1 protein-coding gene is annotated in these 1,820 nt (G+C 63.3%); it reads left to right on the forward strand.

Features of this window, described 5'->3' with window-relative positions:
* Nucleotides 1–546: 546 nt before the first annotated feature.
* Nucleotides 547–1,776, forward strand: coding sequence for a TerD family protein (locus tag ACFXKA_RS42640; protein ID WP_379431851.1), 1,230 nt, complete (start codon nt 547–549; stop codon nt 1,774–1,776).
* Nucleotides 1,777–1,820: the final 44 nt, after the last annotated feature.

The following is a 1,820-nucleotide window of genomic DNA, read 5'->3' on the forward strand; positions in this document are numbered from 1 at the left end:
CCGTGGGACCGTCCTGCGGCCCCATCGACGGTTACAGTGAGTTGCCAGACATCACATAAACGAACTCTGTGTCACATCGCACGCCGGAAAGAGCCGGATGTGTGACCGGGACGGCTGATCGAGGCAGACCGCTGGCGCGGTGGAGTGGCGGCGCGGTGGAGTGGCGGCCGAATGTCCGAGGGCCGCGATCCCGCCCGGCGGCATCGCGGGCGCGACGAGGCCGGGCCACAGCCTGACGGTGGCGTACCGGACGTACGCCAAGATCCTCCGAGGCCTCCAGACCCACTCCACCGAACTGATCGCGGCGGGTCTGCGATACGACGATTCGTAACCCGCCTCGCAAATCACCCTGGTTACGCAGCAACGCCGGCCAGAAGACGGGGCTGGATGAGACAGGAACGGAGACGGGCGGCATCACCGTCGGCGCTAAACCTGGCATCCCAGCACATGATCGTCGCGGACACGTTCATCGCACGACATCAGCGTTTGCCCTACACGGACCGACCAGGGAGACCAGTATGTACGAACCACCATGAGAGGCCACACATGACTACGACTCTCACCAAAGGCGGCAACGCTGTCTTGCCCGCAGCGGTGTGCCGCGTCACTCTCAACTCCCCGAGCACTGGCATCGACGTGTCTGCCGTCCTTCTGGGCCAGGACGGCAAGGTGCGGAGCGACGACGATTTGGTCTTCTACAACCACGTGTCACAGGACATGGTTGAACTGAACGGACAGACAATCGTCGCGGACCTGACCGCGATCCCCACGGCAGTCGACCGCATTGTGGTTGTCGCCAGCATCGACCCCGAGCTGCGAGCCACTCACTTCGACACGAGCAACACTCCCCACTCGCTCGTCGAATGCGGAAGCACGCGGATCACCTTCGAACCGCCGCCACTCACACACCGGGAGACGGTGGCCATTCTCATCGAGCTCTACCGACGCGCAGACACTTGGAAGGCAAGAGCCGTCGGCCAAGGATGGGACACAGGGCTGGCAGGTCTCGCCTCGGACTTCGGCATCGTTGTAGATGACCCAGAGCCTGCCGCAGTACAGGTCTCACCCTTGATACCCACACAGAGCCAACGCACCACTGCACCGCCGGTGGTCCCACCAGTTCCATCCACGACGCCGGTTCGTCCTCTCGTCCCGCTGGGCAAGGTCGCCCTCGCCAAGGCCGGCCAGGCGACCATCGACATGCGCAAGGACGACCCGAACCTCATCGTGACAGCCACACTTGAGTGGAACGGGGGCAGCGCCGCTCGAAGACAAGCCGGCGCCGACCTCGACTTGTATGCCCTCTACGTCCCTGAGAGTGCTGTCACACCACCCGGCAAGCGTCCGAACAAGTCAGATCAGGTCATCTACTACCGGCAGCTCGGCACATCCGCCGCGCCGCCCTACATCGCGTTGGACGGCGACTCCAGGGTGCCGGGCCGCGAGACGATCACCATCCGTCGCCCAGACCTCCAGGGGTACGTCCTCCTGTGTGCCTACAGCGCAGTGGAGAACGGGACCGGTTCATTCAAGTCCTACGGTGCGCGGGCGGTTGTCACGGACGGGCGAGGCTCCACCGTGACGGTGCCACTGTTCAACAACCGCAACTTGTCCTATTGGGTCGCCATCGCCTTGATCGATTTCACAGTACCGGGCGGTGCCCAGATCCGGCATGTGGAGAAGTACAGCGGCAACCATGTCGAGGCCCGTCCCACGCTGTACTCGAATGGGAACTTCCGCATGAGCACCGGTAAGGTCGAGTTCAAAACGAGTTAGTTGCGGGGGACACCCGCTTTATGAGTTCGATTCCGCCTCAGTAC

This window comes from Nocardia sp. NPDC059228, assembly GCF_042754245.1.
Taxonomy (GTDB): Bacteria; Actinomycetota; Actinomycetes; order Mycobacteriales; family Mycobacteriaceae; genus Nocardia.